The organism is Paraburkholderia rhynchosiae (assembly GCF_002879865.1).
Taxonomy (GTDB): domain Bacteria; phylum Pseudomonadota; class Gammaproteobacteria; order Burkholderiales; family Burkholderiaceae; genus Paraburkholderia; species Paraburkholderia rhynchosiae.
On sequence record NZ_PNXY01000014.1, the window covers coordinates 68,290 to 90,514 of the forward strand.

Annotated in this window: 20 protein-coding genes; 1 reads left to right on the forward strand and 19 read right to left on the reverse strand. The window is 62.0% G+C overall.

The window, feature by feature from the left end:
• Positions 1-194: 194 nt before the first annotated feature.
• From C0Z16_RS20235 to ppsA, 3 genes are all read right to left on the reverse strand, one after another.
• Positions 195-1,127, reverse strand: coding sequence for an SPFH domain-containing protein (locus C0Z16_RS20235; protein WP_102633885.1), 933 nt, complete (start codon positions 1,125-1,127; stop codon positions 195-197).
• Positions 1,128-1,181: 54 nt separating this feature from the next.
• Positions 1,182-1,637, reverse strand: coding sequence for an NfeD family protein (locus C0Z16_RS20240; RefSeq protein WP_102633886.1), 456 nt, complete (start codon positions 1,635-1,637; stop codon positions 1,182-1,184).
• Between the two features lie 166 nt (positions 1,638-1,803).
• On the reverse strand, positions 1,804-4,209 hold the full coding sequence (gene ppsA, locus C0Z16_RS20245) for a phosphoenolpyruvate synthase (protein ID WP_102633887.1): 2,406 nt from the start codon (positions 4,207-4,209) through the stop codon (positions 1,804-1,806).
• Between the two features lie 530 nt (positions 4,210-4,739).
• On the opposite strand from ppsA, the gene ppsR reads away from it, so the two are divergent.
• Positions 4,740-5,555 (forward strand): posphoenolpyruvate synthetase regulatory kinase/phosphorylase PpsR, encoded by an 816-nt coding sequence (gene ppsR, locus C0Z16_RS20255; RefSeq protein ID WP_102633889.1) that lies wholly within the window; start codon positions 4,740-4,742, stop codon positions 5,553-5,555.
• Positions 5,556-5,600: 45 nt separating this feature from the next.
• Here ppsR and C0Z16_RS20260 read toward each other — a convergent pair whose 3' ends face one another.
• The 16 genes from C0Z16_RS20260 to rpsB all read right to left on the reverse strand — a co-directional run bounded on the left by C0Z16_RS20260 (position 5,601) and on the right by rpsB (position 22,023).
• Entirely contained in the window at positions 5,601-6,386 is a 786-nt protein-coding gene (locus C0Z16_RS20260; protein WP_102633890.1) for a TrmH family RNA methyltransferase, read from the reverse strand.
• Positions 6,387-6,499: 113 nt separating this feature from the next.
• Entirely contained in the window at positions 6,500-7,261 is a 762-nt protein-coding gene (gene rnhB / locus C0Z16_RS20265) for a ribonuclease HII (protein WP_102633891.1), read from the reverse strand.
• Entirely contained in the window at positions 7,258-8,427 is a 1,170-nt protein-coding gene (gene lpxB / locus C0Z16_RS20270) for a lipid-A-disaccharide synthase (RefSeq protein ID WP_102633892.1), read from the reverse strand. The genes rnhB and lpxB overlap by 4 nt, the downstream gene beginning before the upstream one ends.
• A 3-nt stretch (positions 8,428-8,430) precedes the next feature.
• Positions 8,431-9,219: an acyl-ACP--UDP-N-acetylglucosamine O-acyltransferase gene (gene lpxA / locus C0Z16_RS20275; RefSeq protein ID WP_102633893.1), complete on the reverse strand. Its 789-nt coding sequence runs from the start codon at positions 9,217-9,219 to the stop codon at positions 8,431-8,433.
• 92 nt (positions 9,220-9,311) lie between these two features.
• Positions 9,312-9,776 carry a 3-hydroxyacyl-ACP dehydratase FabZ gene (fabZ, locus tag C0Z16_RS20280; RefSeq protein ID WP_020065638.1) on the reverse strand — a complete coding sequence of 155 codons (465 nt, stop codon included), beginning with the start codon at positions 9,774-9,776 and terminating at the stop codon, positions 9,312-9,314.
• 185 nt (positions 9,777-9,961) lie between these two features.
• Positions 9,962-11,074: a UDP-3-O-(3-hydroxymyristoyl)glucosamine N-acyltransferase gene (gene lpxD / locus C0Z16_RS20285; RefSeq protein WP_102633894.1), complete on the reverse strand. Its 1,113-nt coding sequence runs from the start codon at positions 11,072-11,074 to the stop codon at positions 9,962-9,964.
• Positions 11,075-11,173: 99 nt separating this feature from the next.
• Entirely contained in the window at positions 11,174-11,695 is a 522-nt protein-coding gene (locus C0Z16_RS20290) for an OmpH family outer membrane protein (RefSeq protein ID WP_027799514.1), read from the reverse strand.
• Between the two features lie 47 nt (positions 11,696-11,742).
• On the reverse strand, positions 11,743-14,055 hold the full coding sequence (gene bamA / locus C0Z16_RS20295) for an outer membrane protein assembly factor BamA (protein WP_102633895.1): 2,313 nt from the start codon (positions 14,053-14,055) through the stop codon (positions 11,743-11,745).
• A 67-nt stretch (positions 14,056-14,122) separates the two neighbouring features.
• Positions 14,123-15,580, reverse strand: a complete 1,458-nt coding sequence (gene rseP / locus C0Z16_RS20300; RefSeq protein ID WP_102633896.1) for an RIP metalloprotease RseP — start codon at positions 15,578-15,580, stop codon at positions 14,123-14,125.
• Positions 15,581-15,587: 7 nt separating this feature from the next.
• Positions 15,588-16,793: a 1-deoxy-D-xylulose-5-phosphate reductoisomerase gene (locus tag C0Z16_RS20305; protein WP_102633897.1), complete on the reverse strand. Its 1,206-nt coding sequence runs from the start codon at positions 16,791-16,793 to the stop codon at positions 15,588-15,590.
• Positions 16,794-16,803: 10 nt separating this feature from the next.
• Positions 16,804-17,625 carry a phosphatidate cytidylyltransferase gene (locus C0Z16_RS20310; RefSeq protein ID WP_102633898.1) on the reverse strand — a complete coding sequence of 274 codons (822 nt, stop codon included), beginning with the start codon at positions 17,623-17,625 and terminating at the stop codon, positions 16,804-16,806.
• Positions 17,619-18,401, reverse strand: coding sequence for a polyprenyl diphosphate synthase (gene uppS / locus C0Z16_RS20315; RefSeq protein ID WP_102633899.1), 783 nt, complete (start codon positions 18,399-18,401; stop codon positions 17,619-17,621). The genes C0Z16_RS20310 and uppS overlap by 7 nt, the downstream gene beginning before the upstream one ends.
• Before the next feature lie 164 nt (positions 18,402-18,565).
• On the reverse strand, positions 18,566-19,126 hold the full coding sequence (gene frr / locus C0Z16_RS20320) for a ribosome recycling factor (protein WP_095418998.1): 561 nt from the start codon (positions 19,124-19,126) through the stop codon (positions 18,566-18,568).
• A gap of 100 nt (positions 19,127-19,226) precedes the next feature.
• A complete protein-coding gene (gene pyrH / locus C0Z16_RS20325) occupies positions 19,227-19,940 on the reverse strand; it encodes a UMP kinase (RefSeq protein ID WP_006048674.1) in 714 nt (237 codons plus the stop codon).
• A gap of 221 nt (positions 19,941-20,161) precedes the next feature.
• Positions 20,162-21,043 (reverse strand): translation elongation factor Ts, encoded by an 882-nt coding sequence (gene tsf, locus C0Z16_RS20330; RefSeq protein WP_102633900.1) that lies wholly within the window; start codon positions 21,041-21,043, stop codon positions 20,162-20,164.
• 227 nt (positions 21,044-21,270) lie between these two features.
• Positions 21,271-22,023, reverse strand: a complete 753-nt coding sequence (gene rpsB, locus C0Z16_RS20335) for a 30S ribosomal protein S2 (RefSeq protein ID WP_102633901.1) — start codon at positions 22,021-22,023, stop codon at positions 21,271-21,273.
• Between the last annotated feature and the right edge of the window lie 202 nt (positions 22,024-22,225).

A 22,225-nucleotide genomic window follows, 5' to 3' on the forward strand; every position in this document is an offset into this window, starting at 1 on the left:
CCGCCTCGCGCGCTTCTCGTCAAGCATGCCAAGTGTTGCACGGATATGCCGCGCTTCGTCTTAGGCAAGCTCACGTCTTTCGACAGGTCCAACGAAAATAGCCCACACGGTGCGGGCCATTTTTTTTGCCAATTTCTCTTCGACAATTTCTTTCTTGTCAGCGCCGTTCCAAAGCCGCGTATGAGCCCACACGATCAGCGTGCATCCGGCACGCCCTTGCCTTTGTTCACAATGGCGAGCGCCGACGCGATCATCGAACTCATATCCGACAGGTTGCCAGGCACGATCAACGTGGTGCCCTGCTTCGCCAGATTGCCAAACGCGTTCACGTACTGTTCGGCCACCTTCAGGTTCACCGCTTCCATACCGCCATGCGACTGGATCGCAGCGGCAATCTTCTGGATCGCCTGCGAATTCGCGTCGGCCACCGCAAGAATCGCCGCCGCCTGACCTTGCGCCTGATTGATTGCTGCCTGCCGCTCGCCTTCAGACTTCTGGATCGCGGCTTCACGCCCGCCCGAGGCGATATTGATCTGCTCCTGCTTGCGCCCTTCGGACGCCGCGATCAGCGCGCGTTTCTCGCGCTCGGCGGTGATCTGCGCCTGCATTGCGTGAAGGATTTCCTTGGGCGGCGTCAGGTCCTTGATCTCGTAGCGCAAAACCTTCACGCCCCAGTTGGCCGCCGCTTCGTCGAGCGAGGAAACAATGCTGTGGTTGATGAAGTCGCGCTCCTCGAAAGTCTTGTCGAGCTCCAGTCTGCCGATCACCGAGCGCAGCGTGGTCTGCGACAACTGCGTAATCGCGAACACGAAGTTGCTCGATCCATACGACGCCTTCATCGGATCGGTGACCTGGAAGTACAGCACGCCGTCCACCTGCAACTGCGTGTTGTCGCGCGTGATGCAGACCTGGCTCGGCACCTCGAGCGGAATTTCCTTGAGGATGTGCTTGTACGCAATCCGGTCGACGAACGGGAACACGAAGCTCAAGCCCGGCGTCAGCGTGCGGTGATAGCGGCCGAGCCGCTCGAGCACCCACGCATGCTGCTGCGGCACGATCTTGATGGTCTGCGCCGCCAGCACGATCACGATAACCAGCAGCACCGCCCCGACGATGGTCGAATCCATTTCCGCCCTCCGATCTTTAGTTCGATTAATTAAATTTTCGGGATTTTGCCAATCTCAACGAAGCATGGCGCTGGGGCTCGCGCGCTGTCTCGCCACGACGACAAGGCAACTGCCGCGCAACTCCGTGATCTCGTAGACCTGCGCATCTTCAGGCTCGCCCGGTGCGAGTTCGACGTCCCATTCCGCGCCGCGATAATTGACCCGCGCACGGCGCTCGTGCCACGCCGGCACGCTCACCGTCTGTCCGATGTCGAGATTGACGTCAGGATTCCTCGACGCCTCCTTGCGCGTTCTGCGACCGAACCCTGAACGCCTGAGCAGCAGCACGGCCGCGAGCGCGACGATCGCCGCGACGGCGAACTGCACGTCGGCGGCAGCGCCCGCTATGTGCGCGATGGCCGCCGCCACACAACCGAGCGCGATCATCAGCAGATAGAAAGTGCCGCTCAGCAGTTCCAGCACGACCAGCACACCCGCCCCGACCCACCAGAACAATCCACCTGGCGCCACGTTGACCTCCACAAAGCAAAACACCCCGGATCTACCGGGGTGTTTATAGCACGAAGCGGATGCGGATTACCGGCGCAAACCGCGCGCTCGGACTGGCCTTTAACGCGCCTTTGATATACCGCACCTTTCGCTATGCGTGCCGCTTAGGACGCGGCAAGCGGCTCACTCACTTCGTCGACGACTTCGCCAGTTGCTGCCACGTCTCGATGATCGTGTCGGGGTTCAGCGAGATCGACGCAATGCCTTCGTCCGTCAGCCATTGCGCGAAGTCCGGATGATCCGACGGGCCCTGGCCGCAGATACCAACGTACTTGTCCAGGCGCAGGCAGGTTTCGATCGCGCGCTTGAGCATGAACTTGACCGCCGGGTCGCGTTCGTCGAAATCGACGGCCAGCAGTTCCATGCCGGAGTCGCGGTCGAGGCCGAGCGTGAGTTGCGTCAGGTCGTTCGAGCCAATCGAGAAACCGTCGAAGAATTGCAGGAACTCCTCAGCGAGAATCGCGTTCGACGGCACTTCACACATCATAATCAGGCGCAGGCCTTTTTCGCCGCGCTTCAGGCCGAACTTTTCCAGCAGGCCAACCACGCGCTCCGCCTGCTTCAGCGTGCGCACGAACGGCACCATGATCTCGACGTTGTCGAGGCCCATCTCTTCGCGCACCTTCTTCAGCGCGATGCATTCCATCTGGAACGCCTCGGCAAAGTCTTCGGCGATGTAGCGCGATGCGCCGCGGAAACCAAGCATCGGATTTTCTTCGTCCGGCTCGTAACGCGAACCGCCGATCAGCTTCTTGTACTCGTTCGACTTGAAGTCCGACAGACGCACGATCACGGGCTTCGGATAGAAGGCCGCAGCGATTGTCGCGATACCTTCGGTCAGCTTGTCGACGTAGAACGCGCGCGGCGACGCGTGACCGCGAGCGACGCTTTCCACGGCCTTCTTCAGATCCTGATCGATGTTCGGATACTCGAGGATCGCCTTCGGATGCACGCCGATGTTGTTGTTGATGATGAACTCGAGCCGCGCGAGACCCACACCTGCGTTCGGCAGTTGCGAGAAGTCGAAAGCCAGTTGCGGGTTGCCGACGTTCATCATGATCTTCACCGGAATCGGCGGCAGTTCGCCGCGCTGCACTTCGGTGATTTCCGTTTCGAGCAGGCCGTCGTAGATCTTGCCTTCGTCGCCTTCCGCGCACGACACGGTCACGAGCGCGCCCTCCTTCAGCACGTCGGTTGCGTCGCCGCAGCCCACGACTGCCGGCACGCCCAGCTCACGCGCGATGATCGCCGCGTGGCAGGTCCGGCCGCCACGGTTCGTGACGATCGCGGACGCGCGCTTCATGACCGGCTCCCAGTTCGGGTCGGTCATGTCGGCAACCAGCACGTCGCCAGGCTGCACACGGTCCATTTCCGACGGATCGTGGATCACGCGAACCGGACCTGCGCCGATCTTCTGGCCGATTGCGCGGCCCGTGGCCAGCACGTTCGATTGGCCCTTCAGCTTGAAGCGCTGTTCGGCCTTGCCTGCGGCCTGGCTCTTCACTGTTTCCGGACGTGCCTGCAGAATGAAGATCTTGCCGTCGCGGCCGTCCTTGCCCCACTCGATGTCCATCGGACGCTCGTAGTGCTTCTCGATGATGACCGCGTATTTCGCGAGCTCGATCACGTCTTCGTCGGTGATCGAGAAGCGGTTGCGCTGCTCGTGCGACACGTCCACGGTCTTCACGCGGCCTTCTTCGCCGGCCTTCGTGAATTCCATCTTGATCAGCTTGGAGCCAATCGAACGGCGGATGATCGGATACTTGCCTTGCGCGAGCGTGGTCTTGTAGACGTAGAACTCGTCCGGATTCACTGCGCCTTGCACGACGGTTTCGCCGAGACCATAGCTCGACGTGATGAAAACAGCATCCTTGAAGCCGGATTCCGTGTCCAGCGTGAACATCACGCCGGCCGCGCCGACGTCGGAGCGCACCATGCGCTGCACGCCCGCTGACAACGCGACTTCAGCATGCGTGAAGCCCTTGTGGACGCGATAGGAGATGGCGCGGTCGTTATACAGCGACGCGAACACGTGCTTCATGCGATCGAGCACGTCCTCGATGCCGACCACGTTCAGGTAGCTTTCCTGCTGACCCGCGAACGATGCGTCCGGCAAGTCTTCCGCCGTTGCCGACGAACGAACGGCAAACGACAGCTCTTCAGGCGAGCTGTTTTGCAAGGTGTCGAAGCCTGCGCGGATATCAGCCTCGAGCTGCGGCTGCATCGGCGCGTCGACGATCCATTGACGGATCTCCTTGCCCGCTTCGGCGAGCGCCTTCACGTCGTCGACGTCGAGTGTTTCGAGACGTTTGGCGATGCGTTCGGTGAGGTTGTTGTGATGCAGGAAGTCACGGAAAGCCAGCGCCGTCGTGGCGAAACCGGTCGGCACACGCACGCCGGCTTCGGCGAGCTGACTGATCATCTCGCCTAGCGACGCGTTCTTGCCGCCGACAATCTCCACGTCGGTCATCCGCAACTGCTCGAACGGAACTACATACGCCTTATCCTTTGCGACGGTAACTGCGTTAGTCATACAAGCCCCTAAGTGTGAAAGAAATTCACGGCTGTGCAAGTGGGCTCGAACGCGAGACGCTCATTGGAAGCGTTTGAACTCGCGTCTTGCACAACCTGTTGGAGAAGCAATCGCGCGCGGCGCCTAACAGCTTACTAAGCGCGAAGAAGAAGGCGAATGAACGAATTTCGTGTTCGATTCCTCCCGTTCCGCTCAATTTGGCGGGGATAGCGTCGCGTTGAACGACCGTTCCCAGCGAGTTAGACGCCAATCGCCCGCAATTGCTTATCCAACAGGTTGCCGCTATTCTACCGTGCCGACTCTCGAAATGTGACCGTCGGACGTGAATTGCGCTTCCAACCGCGCCTGGACCCGCCGAAGGGCTCTCTCGAGGCCTTGAAAGAGTCCCTCGGCCGGCCCGGCGTAGTTGCGGTGCCCACGGCGCGCTGTGTCGACACCCTCTGCTTCTGCGGCTAGCCACCGCGCAGCGAAGTCAATGCAGCGATGTTCCATTCGAGCGCTTTTTGCCGCTCACGTTCCCTGCCCCACTGATGCCGCCCACCGTATTCATCGTCTCCGACGGTACCGGGATCACTGCCGAAACCTTCGCGCATTCGATCCTCTCCCAGTTCGACCAGAAATTCCGTCTGGTCCGTGTGCCTTTCGTCGACTCGACAGAGAAGGCCTATGCCACGCTCGAAAAGATCAACGAAGCGATCCAGCAGGACGGCCGCCGTCCGATCGTGTTCACGACGCTTGTCGATAGCGCGTCGAATCAGATCGTCAAAGGCTCGAACGCGCTCGTGCTGGACATGTTCCAGACGTTTGTCGAGCCGCTGGAACAGGAACTGGAACTGAAGTCGAGCCACGCGATGGGGCGTGGCCACCAGAACGCGGACACCGAGGAATACAAGAACCGGATCGAGGCGATCAACTTCTCGCTCGCGCACGACGACGGCCAGTCGAACCGCAATCTCGCCGATGCCGACGTGATTCTGGTCGGCGTATCGCGCAGCGGCAAGACGCCGACGAGCCTCTATCTCGCCATGCAGTACGGCGTGAAAGCAGCCAACTATCCGCTCATTCCGGAAGACTTCGAACGCGGCAAACTGCCTACGCCGCTATTGGCGCATCGGCAGAAAATGTTTGGATTGTCGATCGATCCGCAGCGGCTATCGGAGATCCGCAACGAACGCAGGCCAGGCAGCAAATACGCCGCGCCGGAGAATTGCCGTTACGAGATCAACGAAGCCGAAGCGATGATGCGCCGCGAAGGGGTCAAGTGGCTGTCTTCGACGCATAAGTCGATCGAAGAAATCGCGACCACGATCCTGCAGGAAATCAAGCTGGACCGGCCGTCTTATTGAGCGGAAAAACGTGCGCGCCGCAGCCAATGTCGCGGCCCGGCTTCATCACTTAAGCACGCGCTGCTGCCTGCATTGCTCGAACACGCAGACGGCCGCGGCGGCGGCGACATTGAGCGACTCCATGCCGCCCGGCTGGGGAATCGTCACTCGCAATGAGACGGCGTCGCGCCAGATTTGCGACACACCCGCCCCTTCATTGCCGAACACCCACGCAAGCGGACCGCTCAGGTCGCAATCGTAAATCGCCTCGGCGCCGTGCGAGTCTGTAATCACGACAGGCACCGCAAGGCGTTCGATCAACGTCTGCGCTTCGACGTCTTCATGAATCTGCAGCAGGAAGTGCGCGCCCATGCCGGAGCGCAGCACCTTCGATGACCACGCGTACGCCGTGCCCGCTGCGCAAAACACCTGCTGAATGCCGGCCGCAGCCGCGCTGCGCAGAATCGAGCCGACGTTGCCTGCGTCCTGCACACCGTCGAGCACGAGGCACGTTTGCGCGACGGTCTCCGGCAGTGGCGTATCGAGCTTTTCCACGAGCAACAGAATCCCGACACCGTGCACGACATTCGACAACTGCCCGAACAACGCATCCGGCAGCGTGACGACGCGATGATCCTCGATGCGCGAAACGATCGCCTGAGCTTCGTCGTGACGAAGCGCGCCGTCGGTGACGATGCACATTTCCGGCTGTCCCGCCACGTCGAGATAGGCGCTCGCGAGATGAAACCCTTCGAGCAGCGCATGGCCGCTGCGGCGCTGTTGATGCGTCGAGCCGGCGAGAGCCTTCAGGCGTTTATAGAGCGGATTGTCCCGCGAGGTGATGGCTTTCACAGGCAGCGAAGACGGTGAGGAGTGAGGAAAAGGTTGGCGGGCGTAGCGTTATGCTTCGGGCGATCACGCACGATACGGCAGCGACGCTGCCGCTTGCCCCTCATGCGCAACGCTCACGCGCCGAGCTGTTCGCCGAAGGCGTCGTCGTCGAGCATGCCGTCGCCAAGCGTCTCGGGCACGACGATGACCTCGCCCGCCGGCAGAGGCACACCCGTGCCGAATCGCAGATGCGCCTCGCGCACGGGCGCAAACGAGCGCCGATGATGCTCGCAAGGTCCATGCTCCCACAGCGCCGCGAGATGCTGTGGCGTGCCATAGCCGGCATGCGCGTTGAAGCCGTAAGCGGGGAACGTCTGATGCAGTTCGAGCAGCATCCTGTCACGCGTGACTTTGGCGAGAATCGACGCCGCCGAAATGCATTTCACCAGCGCATCGCCGCCAATCACCGCTTCGCTGCGAACGCTCAGCGTGGGGCAGCGATTGCCGTCGACCTTCACCAGCGTAGGCGTGACGGACAAACCCTCCACCGCGCGCTTCATCGCGAGCATGGTTGCATGAAGGATGTTGAGCGAATCGATTTCTTCGACCGTTGCCGAAGCGACGCAGTACGCCAGCGCGCGGTCGACGATCTTGTCGTACAGCTCGTCGCGCTTTTTCGCGCTCAGCGCTTTGGAGTCGTCGAGGCCGCGAATCATCGGCTTCGACGGATCGAAAATCACCGCTGCGGCCACGACTGGACCGGCCAGCGGCCCGCGCCCTGCTTCATCCACGCCGCAGATAATGTCGTCCGGCGTCTCGAAGTTCAGGCCGACTTGCCGCGCGGCCGCGCCGGCAACGGCAACGGTCTTGCGGCGCGGTGCGCGTGCCTCGGTCACGGCCGCGCCTTCCGCTTTTCGACGACGTTCGCGACGACCTCGGCCGCACGCTGCGCGGTGTTCTGCTTCAGCACGTGATGCATCTCCGTGAAGATTTCCGTCAGCGTGCGCCGGTTCGCTTCATCGCGCAACTGTTTCAGCGTGGCTTCGGCCAGCGCTTGGGGTGTCGCGAAATGCTGGAGGATTTCCGGCACAACGAAGCGTCCAGCCAGGATGTTCGGCAAACCGACATACGGCAGATAGCCCTGCCGGCGCATGATCTGCCCGGTCAGCCAGGGCACCTTGTACGAGATGACCATTGGCTTTTTCAGCAGCGCCGCTTCGAGCGTGACGGTGCCGCTTTTCACGAGGATCGCGTCGGCGGCGGTCATGGCGAGTTGCGACTGACCGTCCGTAATGGTGAGCGCCAAGCCGGGGTGCGAGTCGACCAGCGGGCGCAGCATTTCGCGCAACGCCGGCGTGGCCGCCGGCATCACGAAGCGAAGACCGGGCTCCTGGTGCTGCATCATTTCCATCGCGGCGAAGAACGTCGGCCCGATCAGGTCGATCTCCGAGCGGCGGCTGCCAGGCAGCACCGCGATGACAGGCCCGCTTTCCGCGAGACCGAGCGCCCGGCGCGCGCCGAGCGTGTCCGGCTCGAGCGGAATCTCGTCAGCGAGCGGATGACCCACGTACGATGCAGCGACGCCCGCCTTTTCCAACAGCGCGGTTTCGAACGGGAATACACACAGCATATGGTCGACCGCTTTGGCGATCTTCTTGATGCGCCCGCCGCGCCACGCCCAGATGGACGGACAAACGAAGTGAACCGTCGGAATGCCCGCCTCACGCAACGGATGCTCGAGCCCGAAATTGAAATCGGGCGCGTCCACGCCGACGAACACCGCGGGCGGCTCAGCCAGCAGTTGGCGCTTCAGATCGTTGCGAATGCGGAGGATCTCGGGAATGTGCCGCAGCGCTTCGACATAGCCGCGCACCGACAGCTTTTCCATCGGCCAATGCGCGTCGAAACCCGTGGCGATCATGCGCGGGCCGCCGATCCCGTAGAAGTGCGTGGCGGCAGGCAGGCGGCTCGCGAGACCGCCCAACAGCGACGACGCCAGCAGGTCGCCGGACGGCTCGCCGGCCACCATCGCGATGCGCAGCGGACTGGGTTGCAATGCCATCGCTTAGCGGATGATGCCGCGTTGCGACGCTTCGACAAACGCAAGCAGCGTTTGCACCGGTTCATCGCCATCGCCGCCGGCGGACGCCAGCTCACGCAATTGCACTTTCGCTTCTTCGAGCGACAGGCTGTTCTTGTACAGCAGACGGTAAGCGGAGCGCAGCGCCGAAATAGCGTCCGGCGAGAAGCCGCGGCGGCGCAGACCTTCGACGTTGATGCCGTGCGGCTCGGCCTTGTTGCCCGCTGCGATCACGAACGGCGGGATGTCCTGAACGAGCGCCGAAGCGCCTCCCAGCATCGAATGCGCGCCGATGCGCACGAACTGGTGCACGCCCGACATGCCGCCCACGATCGCATAGTCGCCGATCGTAACGTGGCCGGCCATCTGCGCATTGCTAGACAGAATGACGTTGTTGCCGACGTGGCAGTCGTGCCCGATGTGCACGTACGCCATGATCCAGTTGTCGTCGCCGAGCGTGGTCACGCCCGCGTCCTGCACCGTCCCGGTGTGGATCGTGGTGAACTCACGGATCATGTTGCGGTTGCCGATCTCGAGCCGGGTCGGCTCGTCTTTGTACTTCATGTCCTGCGGACGGCCGCCGACCGATGCGTAGTGGCCGATCCGGTTGTCTTCACCGAGCGTGGTGTGGCCTTCGATCACGCTGTGCGAACCGACCGTGGTCCGCGCGCCGATCGTGACATGCGCGCCGATCACCGCATACGGTCCGATTTCGACGGATTCGTCGAGTTGTGCGCCCGGTTCGACGATCGCAGTGGGATGAATCCTGCTCATGCGTCCTCGCTTCTGATTCTGTTGCGTTGTCTGGATGGGCTGGGTCGAGCCGGCTGCGCTTCTCAGGAGGCGCCGGCTGCCCGAACCTCGACTCAGGCGTCTTTGTCCGTGTGCCGCACGGCGCACATCAGGTCGGCTTCCGCCGCCACCGCGCCATCCACCTCGGCTCGTGCCTTGAACTTCCAGATGCCGCGCATATGCCGCTCGAACGTGCAGTTCAGAATGAGCTGATCGCCCGGCTCCACGACGCGCTTGAAGCGCGCATTGTCGATACCGACAAACAGGTACAGTGTGTTCGACGGATCGCTCGGCTCTTCCGAGAACGTCAGCAGCGCCGCCGTTTGCGCGAGCGCTTCGAGGATCAGCACGCCTGGCATGACCGGACGCGTCGGGAAATGCCCCTGGAAATACGGCTCATTGATCGACACGTTCTTCAACGCTTTGATGCTCTTGTGCGGCTCAAGTTCGAGCACCCGGTCGACCAGCAAGATCGGGTAACGATGTGGCAGCAGCGTGAGAATCTTATGGATGTCGAGATTGATTTTTTCGGTGCTCATGGTGTTTCTGCTCACGCATTGACTGCGCGGTGATGACTGCGGATGCTGGTGCAGGTGGGTTGGTAACGCGTGCCGCCGGCGCTCGCCGCGAACCGGCGGCCGTGCCACCCGGTCACGGCAACCGACTTCGCTGCCTGATATTCGCCCGCTATTTTACGCGGTGTCGGCGAGGCTGCCCTGATATCTCAGGTTTTGTCGCTCTGTGAATTACCCGACACGCCGGATGCCGCATTCGACGGCTTGTCCGCTGCGGCGTTCTCCAGCGCCTTGATACGGTCGCGGAGCTTGTCGATATTGCGCAGCAAAGCCGCACTTTTGTTCCAGTCCGCGTGATTCACGGCCGGGAACGCGCTCGTGTACATGCCGGGTTTCAGCAGCGACTTCGATACACCCGACTTCGCGGTGACGATCACATAATCGGCCAGCGTCACGTGCCCGGCAATGCCGACCGCGCCACCGATCATGCAATGACGCCCAATCGTCGTGCTGCCCGCAATGCCCGCGCAACCGGCGATCACCGTATAGGCGCCGACCTTGCAGTTGTGGCCGATCTGCACGAGGTTGTCGATCTTCACGCACTCTTCGATGATCGTGTCGGCCATCGCGCCACGGTCGATCGTGGTGTTTGCGCCGATTTCGACGTCTGCCGCAATCGACACGCCACCCACTTGCGGAATCTTCACCCAGCTACCCGTGCGCGCTTCACCTTCGCCGACGAAATCCGGCGCGAATCCGAACCCGTCTGAGCCGATCACGGCGCCCGCGTGCACGATCACGCGCTCAGCGAGCTTGCAGCCGTGGTACACGGCCACATTCGGATAAAGATGCGAACCCGCGCCGATGCGCGTGCCACGGCCGATCACGACATTCGCGTCGAGCCGCACATTTTCCCCGATGACCGCACCGGCTTCCACCGTGACGTGCGGCCCGATTACCGCGCTCGCGGCAATCTGCGCGGACGGGTCGATCGTCGCGCTCGGATGAATACCGGGGGTGACTTCGGGAGCGGCCAGATCGATGAAGGTTTGCGCGACGCGCGCGAAGTAAGCATACGGATTCGGCGTGACGATGAAGTTACGCGCGCTGCGAGATGCAAGCTTGGCGAGGTCATCGGCATTGATCAGGACGGCGCCGGCACGGGTCGTGTCCACTTGCGACAGGTACTTCGGATTGGCGAGGAACGCCAACTGGTCCGGGCCTGCCTGGTCGAGCGGCGCAAGACTGCCGACGCGCTGCGAACCGTCTCCGACTACTTCACCGCCGAACCGTTGGACGATGTCCTCGAGCGTAAATGCCATGCCTATCCTGTCTCCTGCTGTTCAGTCCAACTTGTACCGCTGATATCAGCCGCGCCCGAGGCCGTTTTTCCATCCGGCCTCAACGGCCGGCTGCAGCGTTCAATTGCCCGAGGCCGCGAGAGCCTTGAGCACCTGATCCGTGATGTCGATACGCGGGCTCACATACACCGCTTCCTGCACGATCAGATCGTAGTGCTGCGCCTCGGCGATCTGCTTGATCACCTTGTTCGCGCGGTCCAGCACCGCTGCCAGCTCTTCATTGCGACGCTGATTCAGGTCTTCGCGAAATTCGCGTTGCTTGCGCTGAAAGTCCGTGTCCAGTTGCGACAGATCGCGCTGCTTTTGCGCACGATCCGCCGATGACATCGACGCGCCGCTCTTGTCGAGCGAATCGGACATCGACTTCAGCTTCTGCGCCATGTCCGCGAGATCCTTGTCGCGCTTGGCGAACTCGGCCTCCAGCTTGACCTGGGCCGCTTTCGCCGCAGCGGATTCCCGCAAAATCCGGTCGGAATTCACCGCGGCAATCCTGGCTTCCTGTGCGTGCGCCACTCCGACGCCCAGCGTCATTGCCAGCGCCAGCGCGCAAGCCACACGTTTCGAAAACATACCGGTTAGCAAAGTCATCCTCTCGATACTGTTGTTTGGCGAGCCGCCCGCAGCGCGGATCAGAACGCCGTCCCAATCTGGAACTGGAACTTCTGATACTGGTCGCCCGTATGCTTGGTGAGCGGGAAGCCCAGGCTGAGCTTGAGCGGTCCGATCGGCGAAATCCATGCAAGACCGACACCGTAGCCGTAACGCAGACCGTTCGCACCGTTCGACGTGGCGGCGTTACTCGCGTCGGCCCACACGTTACCGGCATCCAGGAACGTGAACACGCGCAAGGTCCGATCGTAGCCGGTGCCCGGCAGCGGGAAGGTCAATTCGATATTGCCGACGAGCAGCTTCGAGCCGCCGATCGGATCGCCGGTCGTGGCGTCGCGCGGGCCGAGCGAGCTCGGCTCGTAGCCGCGGACCGAACCGATACCGCCCGCGTAGTAGTTCTTGAAAATCGGGTATGGCTTGCCGCCCATGCCCTTGCCGTAGCCGCCCTGGAAGTTGAAGCCCAGCACGAAGCCGCGCGAAAACGAGTAATAGTACTGCGCGTTGATGTCGGCCTTGTAGTATTGCGTGCCGCCAATCGGCGTGCCGTATTCAGCGTTCGCCTGCGTAAAGTAGCCGCGGCTCGGCACAAGCGCGCTGTCACGCGCGTCGCGCGACCAGCCCACCGTTACCGGCACATTGTTCGAAACGCGGCCGAAATCCTTCACGTATTGCTTGTACGACGCAGGCGTATTGGCGTCGACGTCGAGCTGGTTCTGCTCAAGACCCGCGCCGAAATACACGGTGTCGACTTCCGAGAAGGGAATGCCGAACTTCAGGTCTCCACCAACCGTGACGATCTTGAAGCTGGAATCGGTCGAGTAGTACAGCGGCTGATACGTACGGTAGTAGACGTCGGTAATACGCTTGATGCCGTCGACCGTGAAGTACGGGTCGACCTGCGTGACCGTCAACGTACGGTAGGTTTTCGCGGTGTTGATGTTCACCGCGAGACTCGTGCCCGAACCGAACACGTTGTCCTGCGAGACGCCTGCCGAGAGCACCACCTTGTCGGTCGACGAAAAGCCCGCGCCCAGCGTGATCGCGCCGGTCGGCTTTTCAGCGACCTTGACGTCCACGTCGACCTGGTCCGGCGTACCTTCCACGGGAATCGTGGTCACGTCGACGTCGGTAAAGTAGCCGAGACGGTTGATACGGTCTTTCGAGAGCGCGAGGCGGTTCGAGTCGAACCACGAGCTTTCGAGTTGGCGCATTTCGCGGCGCACCACTTCGTCGCGCGTGCGCGTGTTGCCGACCACATTGATACGGCGCACGTAGACCCGGCGGCTCGGGTCCACCTGCAGCGTCAGGTCGACCTTGTGGTTGGTCTGGTCGATTTGCGGCTGCGCGTTGACAGTCGCAAACGCATAGCCGTATTCGCCCAGTTTGTCGACGATAGCCTTGGTGGTGGATTGCAGCTTTTCAGCCGAAAAGCGGTCGCCCGGTTTGATCTTGATGAGCTTGGCCAATTCCGGCTCGCGGTCGAGCAGATTGCCGGCCAGCTTGATGTTCGAGATCGTGTACGGCTCGCCTTCATGCAGCGTGACCGTCAGATACATGTCCTTCTTGTCCGGCGTGATCGACACCTGGGTCGACTCGATATTGAACTCGAGATAGCCGCGGTTCAGATAATACGAGCGGACATTTTCCAGGTCGCCGGTGAGCTTGTCTTTCGCGTACAGGTCGTTCTTCGTGTACCACGAGAACCAGTTCGGCGTGGACAACTGCATTTCGTCGCGCAGCGTGCCCGTGCTGAACGCCTTGTTGCCGATGAAGTTGATCTGGCGGATCTTCGCGCTCGGCCCTTCGGCCACCGAGAACAGCACCGAGACGCGATTGCGGTCGATCGGCGTGATGGTGGTCGTGACTTCGGCCGCGTAGTAGCCGCGCGTCAGATACTGACGCTTCAGCTCCTGCTCGGCCTTGTCGACCAGCGCCTTGTCATAGTAACGGCCTTGCGACAAGCCGACGGCACGCAGCGCCTTGGTCAGGTTTTCCTTGTCGAACTCGTGAATGCCCGCGAAATCGATGGTGCCGATAGCCGGACGCTCCAGCACCTGCACGATGACCACATTGCCTTCGGTCGCGATCTTGACGTCGTTGAAAAAGCCCGTTGCGTACAGTGCGCGAATGGCTTCCGATGCCTTGTCGTCGCTGAACGTGTCACCCTGCTTGATGGGCAGATAGGCGAACACGGTACCAGGTTCGACGCGTTGCAATCCCTCGATCCGGATGTCTTGCACCACGAAGGGCGTGGTTGCGTGTGCAACCAGCCCATGCGCGGCGATTGCCGCGGTTATAACCGTCTTCGGAACAAAGCGATGAGGTTTAAACAACGTGCTTCCCCAGTGTGTATAGCTGCATCAGGTCGGACGGTCGCCATTGTGAGCGCCGCCGGACACTTTAAAAGTGGATTAAACGAGCGAGATCGTTGAACAGTGCAATCGCCGACAAAGCGACGATGCAGGCGAGACCCGCCCTCTGAAAAACGAGTTGCCAGCGATCGGAGACAACTTTACCGGTCACGGCTTCAACCAAATAATATAACAGATGACCCCCGTCCAATACCGGAATCGGTAACAGGTTCAGTACGCCGAGGCTAATACTGACAAGGGCCAGGAACGACAAAAATGCAGAAGGACCTAGACGTGCGCTCTTTCCTGCGTAATCGGCGATCGTCACAGGACCCGAAAGATTTTTTAGCGAAGCATCGCCAACGATCATGCGGCCGAACATGCGCACCGAGTAAACCGCGAGATCCCACGTACGGCGCGCGCCCAGTTGCAGGCTTTCGACAGGTCCGTAACGCACGTTGATCGACGGCACCTGGGTCGACAGTTCCGCGCCGATGCGGCCAATCTGCTGCCCGGTTGCTTCGTCGCGCTGCGCTTGCGGAACGATCGTGATGTCTTCGAGCTTGCCTTGACCTTGACCTTGACCTTGACCTTGACCTTCACCTTGACCTTGACCTTGACCTTCACCTTGCCGCTGCGCCTGGCCTGGAACTCCACGTTCGACTTGCAGCGTCAAAGGCTTGCCGGCGTGCGATTTTACATACCCGATGAAGGCCGTGGCGCTGTCGGTTGCGATACCGTTGACCGCCCGCAAGCGATCGCCAGGAACAAGGCCCGCTTTCTGCGCTGCACTACCTGGCTGTACGCCCGCAACCGTCAGCTTGCCGCCGCCGGGTTCGAAACCGAGCCGCGACATGAAGTCGTCGTCGACATCCTTCTCGCTGATATCGCGCAGATCGAGCTGAAAATCGGACGTGCCGTTCTGGCCTTTGGCGCTCAGCACGATGCGCTTGTGATCGAACGCCGCACCGAGCAGCTTCCAGCGCAGATCCGACCACGAGCGCACCGGCTCCGATTCGGCGGCGTTCTCGCCGCGCACCGCGACCACGGTTTCCGCGCCTTCGAAACCGGCGGCGGCCGCTGCGGTGTTCGGCGCGGGCGTGGCCAGAATGGCCGCCGGTTCGGTCACGCCCGTGGCGAACACGAGGCCGAACAGCACGATAGCCAGCAGGAAGTTCGCAACGGGCCCAGCCGCGACGATCGCGATACGGCGCCACACAGACTGCCGGTTGAACGCATGCGGCAACGACTCAGCGGGGATCGGCGGACCGCCGGTCTCACGCTCGTCGAGCATCTTCACGTAACCGCCGAGCGGCAGCGCGGCAATAGTCCACTCGGTGCCGCTCTTCGGACTGACCCACTGAAATAGCGGCTTGCCGAAGCCGATCGAAAAGCGCAGCACCTTGACGCCGCACAGCCGCGCCACGCTGTAATGCCCATATTCGTGGACGACCACAAGCACGCCAATCGCGACCGCGAAGGCGAGTAGTTCGATCAGCAGATTCATATGCGCCTCACTGGACGGCGCGTTCCGTGCGACGGGCGGCGTCAGGCAGACGTGCAATGAATTCGGCGGCGGCACGGCGCGCGACGGCGTCCGCTTCGATCACGTCTTCAAGCGCGTGCGCGCTGCGGTTCGGCAACGCGTTCAGCACCGAGTCGACCACTTGCGCGATCGCCATGAAGCCGATCTGGCGCGACAGGAACGCTTCAACAGCAATTTCGTTCGCGGCGTTAAGCGCCGCGCTGGCGACGCCGCCTTCGGCGAGCGCCTTCATAGCCAGTGCCAGACACGGGAAACGCGTATAGTCCGGCTTCTCAAACGACAGCGACGCGATTTGCACCAGATCGAGTTGCGCGACGCCCGAGTCCACGCGATCCGGGAACGCGAGCGCGTGGGCGATCGGCGTGCGCATGTCGGGATTGCCGAGTTGTGCGAGGACCGAGCCGTCGGCGTACGAAACCAGCGAGTGAATCACGCTTTGCGGATGAATCAGCACGTCGATGCGCTCGCCCGGCAAACCGAACAGCCAATGCGCCTCGATCACTTCGAGGCCTTTGTTCATCATCGTGGCAGAGTCGACCGAGATCTTGCGGCCCATCACCCAGTTCGGATGCTTGCAGGCTTCTTCCGGCGTGACGTCGACAAGCGTGGCCGGTTCACGCGTGCGAAACGGTCCGCCCGAAGCGGTGAGAATGATCTTGGAGACGCCGCCATGCAGTGCGGCTTCGCGCGGCAGGCACTGGAAAATCGCGTTATGTTCGCTGTCGACCGGCAACAGCACAGCGCCGTTGTCGTGGACCGCGTCCATGAAGATCGCGCCGGACATGACCAGCGCTTCCTTGTTGGCAAGCAGAATCCGCTTGCCGGCGCACGCGGCGGCGAGGCTCGGCGCGAGGCCCGCCGCGCCGACGATTGCCGCCACCACGGTGTCGCAGCCGCTGCTCTCCGACACGTCGACGAGCGCCTGAGCCCCGTAGGTGACTTCGGTCTTGCAGCCGGCTTCGCGCAGCTTGCCCGCGACGCGCGCGGCGGTGTCGGCGTCGCCGACCACCGCAACTTCGGGCTGAAAGCGCAGGCATTGCTCGACGAGCTTGTCGCCGTTGCGGTGCGCGGTGAGCGCATAAATCGAAAACCGCTGCGGATGACGCGCGACGACGTCGAGCGTGCTGTCTCCAATCGAGCCCGTGGAACCGAGCAATGTCAGACGTTTTTGCATATCTCTTTCTCTAGCCGAGCAGCAGCATGGCAAGCGGCAGCACCGGCAACAAAGCGTCGATGCGATCGAGCACGCCGCCGTGCCCCGGCAACAGGCCGCTCGAATCTTTCACGCCGGCCTGGCGTTTCAACATGGATTCAAAAAGGTCACCCACCACGCTGAATGCCACCAGCAAGGTCAGTACGAGCAGCGTGCGCGCGGCGCCCCAATGGGCCCATAACTCAGAATACAAGGTCGGCCCGAACACATGCAAAAAGACGGCCGCCGCCGCGACGATCATCACCACGACCCAGCCGCCGATTGCGCCCTCCCACGTCTTGCCCGGACTGATGGCGGGCGCGAGCTTGTGCTTGCCGAACGCCTTCCCAGAGAAGTATGCGCCGATATCGGCGAGCCATACCAACAGGAGCAGCGACAGCACGAAAGACACGCCCTGCATCCGCGCGGCGACGAGAGCATGCCAGCACGCGACGAATACCACAATCCCGGCAAGGAACAGGAAGCTGCGCCAGGCGCCTTGCGCGAGCGCCGGCTTGCGCAGCAGCACGAACGGACCGGCGATCACCCAGAAGATAGCGGCCGCCTGATAAAACGGCCGGGCTCCGTCGACGCCGATGCCAAGCCGCGTGCTCGCGACCAGTGCGACCGCGGCGACCAGCGCGTAGATCACCGGGCCGGCGCCGCCGAGCTTGAGCAGGCGCGCCCACTCCCATGCGGCGAACACGACAACGAAAGCGATCAGCGCGCCGAATGCGCCAACCGGAGCGAACAACGTGACGGGCAGGAACACCGCCAGGAGCACAATCGCCGTGATGACACGGGTTTTTAGCATGGAAGCGAATCGACGTTTTGCGATTGCGGCTCGAGTTGAGCACTGGTGCGGCCGAAACGGCGCTCGCGCTCCGCATACGAAGCGATAGCGTGACCGAGCGCGTCGGCGTCGAAATCCGGCCAGAACGTGTCGGTGAAGTAGAACTCTGTGTAGGCGAGCTGCCAGAGCAGGAAATTGCTGACGCGCCGCTCGCCGCCGGTGCGGATGAACAGATCCGGCTCTGGCGCATAAGCCATGGACAGGTGCTCGGCGAACGATTCCTCGTTGATCTCGACGGCCTTGCCCGCCAGCGCCGATTGTTCCGCAAGCTTGCGGGTGGCCTGCATGATGTCCCAGCGGCCGCCGTAATTCGCGGCGATAGTGAGCGTGAGGCGCGTATTGCGCGCGGTCTTGGTCTCCGCGCGCTTGATCAGGTCACGGATGCGCGCATCGAACCGATCGAGGTCGCCGACCACCCGCAGACGGATGCCGTTCGCGTGCAGCTTGCCAATTTCGCGCTCAAGCGCGGTGACGAACAGGCGCATGAGGAACGACACTTCGTCGTTCGGGCGGCGCCAGTTTTCCGAGCTGAAGGCAAACAGCGTCAGGTATTCGACGCCCTGGCGGGCGCACGCCTCGACGGCCGCACGCACCGCGTCGACGCCGCGCGTATGCCCGGCCACGCGCGGCAAGCGGCGCTGGGTGGCCCAGCGGCCGTTGCCATCCATGATGATCGCGATATGTCGCGGCACCGCGGCGACATCAGGCACGCGCACGGTTGAGCTGGTGTAGGTCATGGCCGTCGGGACAATAACTGCAAATGAAGAAGTAAAAACCGTGAAACTGGTGCGTGCTCCAGAGCTGGCGCTTCACGGTTCACATTTCGCGCCGGCCCGGAAGCTGCACGAAAACCGCAAGAAAACCGGGGGCGGCCCGGCGTTTTCTTCGAAGCCGGATGAGCTCAGACCGTCATGATCTCCGCTTCTTTGGTCACGACGAGCTTGTCGATCTCAGCGACGAATTTGTCCGTCAACTTCTGAACGTCGTCGCCTGCGCGACGCTCGTCGTCTTCTGAAATTTCCTTATCTTTAACGAGCTTCTTCAGTTGCTCGTTCGCATCACGGCGCAGGTTGCGGACAGCGATCTTGGCCGTTTCGGCTTCGCTCTTGACCACTTTGGTCAGTTCGCGGCGGCGTTCTTCGGTCAGCGCGGGCATCGGCACGCGTATCACGTCGCCCTGGGTGGCCGGGTTCAGACCGAGGTCCGACTCGCGGATCGCCTTTTCGACCACCTGAACCATCTTCTTTTCCCACGGCTGCACGCCGATCGTGCGTGCGTCGATCAGCGTCAGGTTCGCCACTTGGGAAATCGGCACCGGCGAACCGTAGTAATCGCACTGGATGTGATCGAGCAGGCCCGTGTGTGCACGGCCCGTCCGGATTTTCGACAGATCGTTCTTGAACGCGTCGATGGAGCGCTGCATCTTTTGTTCAGCGCCCTTTCTGATATCAGCCACAGACATTTTTAAACCTCCGAACCTTCAAAACGGTGTGAGCCGGCCAGCACGCGCGGTATGCGGCGGCCCGGGCTCGCGTCAAAGCCCACGTTATGTGAACGAGAGTTTACACGTGGACGAGCGTGCCTTCGTCCTCGCCGAGCACGATGCGCTTCAGCGCACCCGGCTTGACGATCGAAAACACGCGAATCGGCAGCTTCTGATCGCGGCACAACGCGAACGCCGTGGCGTCCATGACCTGCAGATTGCGGCCGATTGCCTCGTCGAAGCTGATCGTGGTGTAGCGCGTCGCGCTCGGATCTTTCTTCGGGTCGGCTGAATAGACGCCGTCAACCTTGGTGGCTTTCAGCACGACTTCCGCGCCGATTTCCGAACCGCGCAGCGCAGCGGCCGTGTCGGTCGTGAAGAACGGGTTGCCGGTGCCGGCCGCAAAAATCACGACTTTTCCTTCTTCGAGCTGGCGAATCGCGCGCGGACGGATGTACGGCTCGACCACCTGATCCATACGCAGCGCCGATTGCACACGCGCCTCGATGCCGGCATGACGCATGGCATCCTGCAACGCCAGCGCGTTCATCATGGTGGCCAGCATGCCCATATAGTCGGCTGTAGCACGGTCCATACCGGCCGCGCCGCCCGCGACGCCGCGAAAAATATTGCCGCCGCCAATCACCACGGCCAACTGCGTTCCGAGACGGACCACTTCGGCCACGTCCGCCACCATTCGTTCGATGGTCGCGCGATTGATGCCAAAGGCATCGTCGCCCATCAGAGCTTCACCGGAGAGTTTGAGCAGGACGCGTTTGTAGGCAGTGGGCATAGGGGGTATCCAGATCGCGCAGAACAGGGCAACAACAAGGGACTAATGTAGGGGTGAAACGCTGATTCGGGCAAGCGCCGCCAAATTGATGAGCCCTCGGGACTCGTCAACGGCGGCTGCGCAGCGAGGATCCGCCCGCGCGCAGCCTTGCGGCGCCGCCGACCGCGGCACAGTCTTGCTCTGCCGCGGGTACCACGGTACTGGCTAAAGCTCGTTGAAACTTATTGTTGCTTTGCAGCAGCCACTTGAGCGGCAACTTCAGCAGCGAAGTCGTCCTGCTTCTTCTCGATGCCTTCGCCGACCACGAACAGTGCGAACTTCTGGACGCTCGCGTTGCCAGCCTTCAGCATCTGTTCGATCGTCTGCTTGTCGTTCTTAACGAACGTCTGGTTCAGCAGCGATACTTCCTTCAGGTACTTCTGCACGCTGCCCTCGACCATCTTGGCGACGATTTCAGCCGGCTTGCCGGATTCGGCGGCCTTCTGTTCAGCGATGCTGCGTTCCTTGGCGATCAGGTCCGCCGGCACGTCGTCCGACGACAGCGAGACGGGCTTCATGGCGGCGATGTGCATGGCCACGTCCTTGCCCACCTGCTCGTCCGCGCCCGTGTACTCAACCAGCACGCCGATGCGTGTGCCGTGCAGGTACGCCGCCAGCTTGTTCGACGTCTCGAAGCGCACGAAACGGCGGATTGACAGGTTTTCACCGATCTTGCCGACCAGTGCGAGGCGCACTGCGTCGACGGTTTGGCCGTCGAGCGGCAGCGCCGACAGGGCAGCGACGTCAGCCGGGTTTTGCGCGGCGACCAGCTCGGCGATCTTCTTCGAGAAAGCCAGGAAGTCGTCGTTCTTCGAAACGAAGTCGGTTTCGCAGTTCAGCTCGACGAGCGATCCTGCGTTGCCGCCGATGAACGAAGCGACCACGCCTTCAGCCGTGACGCGCGATGCAGCCTTGCTCGCCTTGTTGCCCAGCTTCACGCGCAGCAGCTCTTCAGCGCGCGCCATGTCGCCGTCGGCTTCCGTCAGCGCCTTCTTGCATTCCATCATCGGCGCGTCGGTCTTTGCGCGCAGTTCTGCAACCATGCTTGCGGTAATTGCCGCCATCATTTGCTCCTTGAGTTCCGTCTGTGTTGCGTCTGTGTTTGCGTCTATCACACGCCGCCCGGACTTCGATACCGGCGGCAAGAATTCGTTTCAGCGTTATGCGCATCTTTTTGCGAACAACGCTTCGGGCACCGCTCCAGCAAGGAGACAGCGCCCCACTACAACGTCGCGACTTAAAAAAAGGGGGCCTGTAGAAAGCCCCCTTTTTTGCCGGACACGGGGCAGCTTTACGCTTCCGCGTTGACCTCGACGAACTCGTCGCCGTCGTCGCCGCGCGCAGCCTGCACCACTTCGTTGACCGCATTGGCGCGGCCTTCGAGGATCGCGTCAGCCACGCCGGCCGCGTACAGAGCGACGGCCTTGCTGGCGTCGTCGTTACCTGGGATCACGTAGTCGATGCCTTCCGGCGAGTGGTTCGTATCGACCACTGCGATGACCGGCACGCCGAGCTTGTTCGCTTCGGTCACGGCAATCTTGTGGTAGCCGACGTCGACCACGAAAATCGCGTCCGGAATACCGCCCATGTCCTTCACGCCGCCGATCGACTTTTGCAGCTTGGCCATTTCGCGTTCGAACAGCAGCGCTTCCTTCTTGCTCATGCGTTCGGTTTCGCCTGCTTCCAGCGCCGCTTCCATGTCCTTCAGGCGCTTGATCGATACCTTCAGCGTCTTGAAGTTGGTCAGCATGCCGCCGAGCCAGCGTGCGTTGACGAACGGCATGCCGGCGCGCTGCGCTTCCTGGGCGATCGTGTCGCGCGACTGACGCTTCGTGCCGACGAACAGGATGGTGCCGCGATTTGCCGCCAGCTGACGCGCGTACTTCAGCGCGTCGTTGTACATCGGCAGCGTCTTTTCGAGGTTGATGATGTGAATCTTGTTGCGATGGCCGAAAATGAAGGGAGCCATCTTCGGGTTCCAGAAGCGCGTTTGGTGACCGAAGTGGACACCGGCTTCCAGCATTTGACGCATGGTAACTGCCATGAAAATCTCCGCGAGGGTTGGGTCTTAAGCCGGCTGCCGTATCTGCCGCGCTGCCATGTCAAGTCTTGTCTTGCCTGGCTGAACGCGGCGGACACCCTGGGTGCGCCGGCTTGCGAGTCTGCTGCCTTGGTGTTGCGTGGTGTTGGCTCGGTGTTGCCTTGCTGCTGCTTTCACCCCCGTGGCTCAGGCAGCATGCGCCACG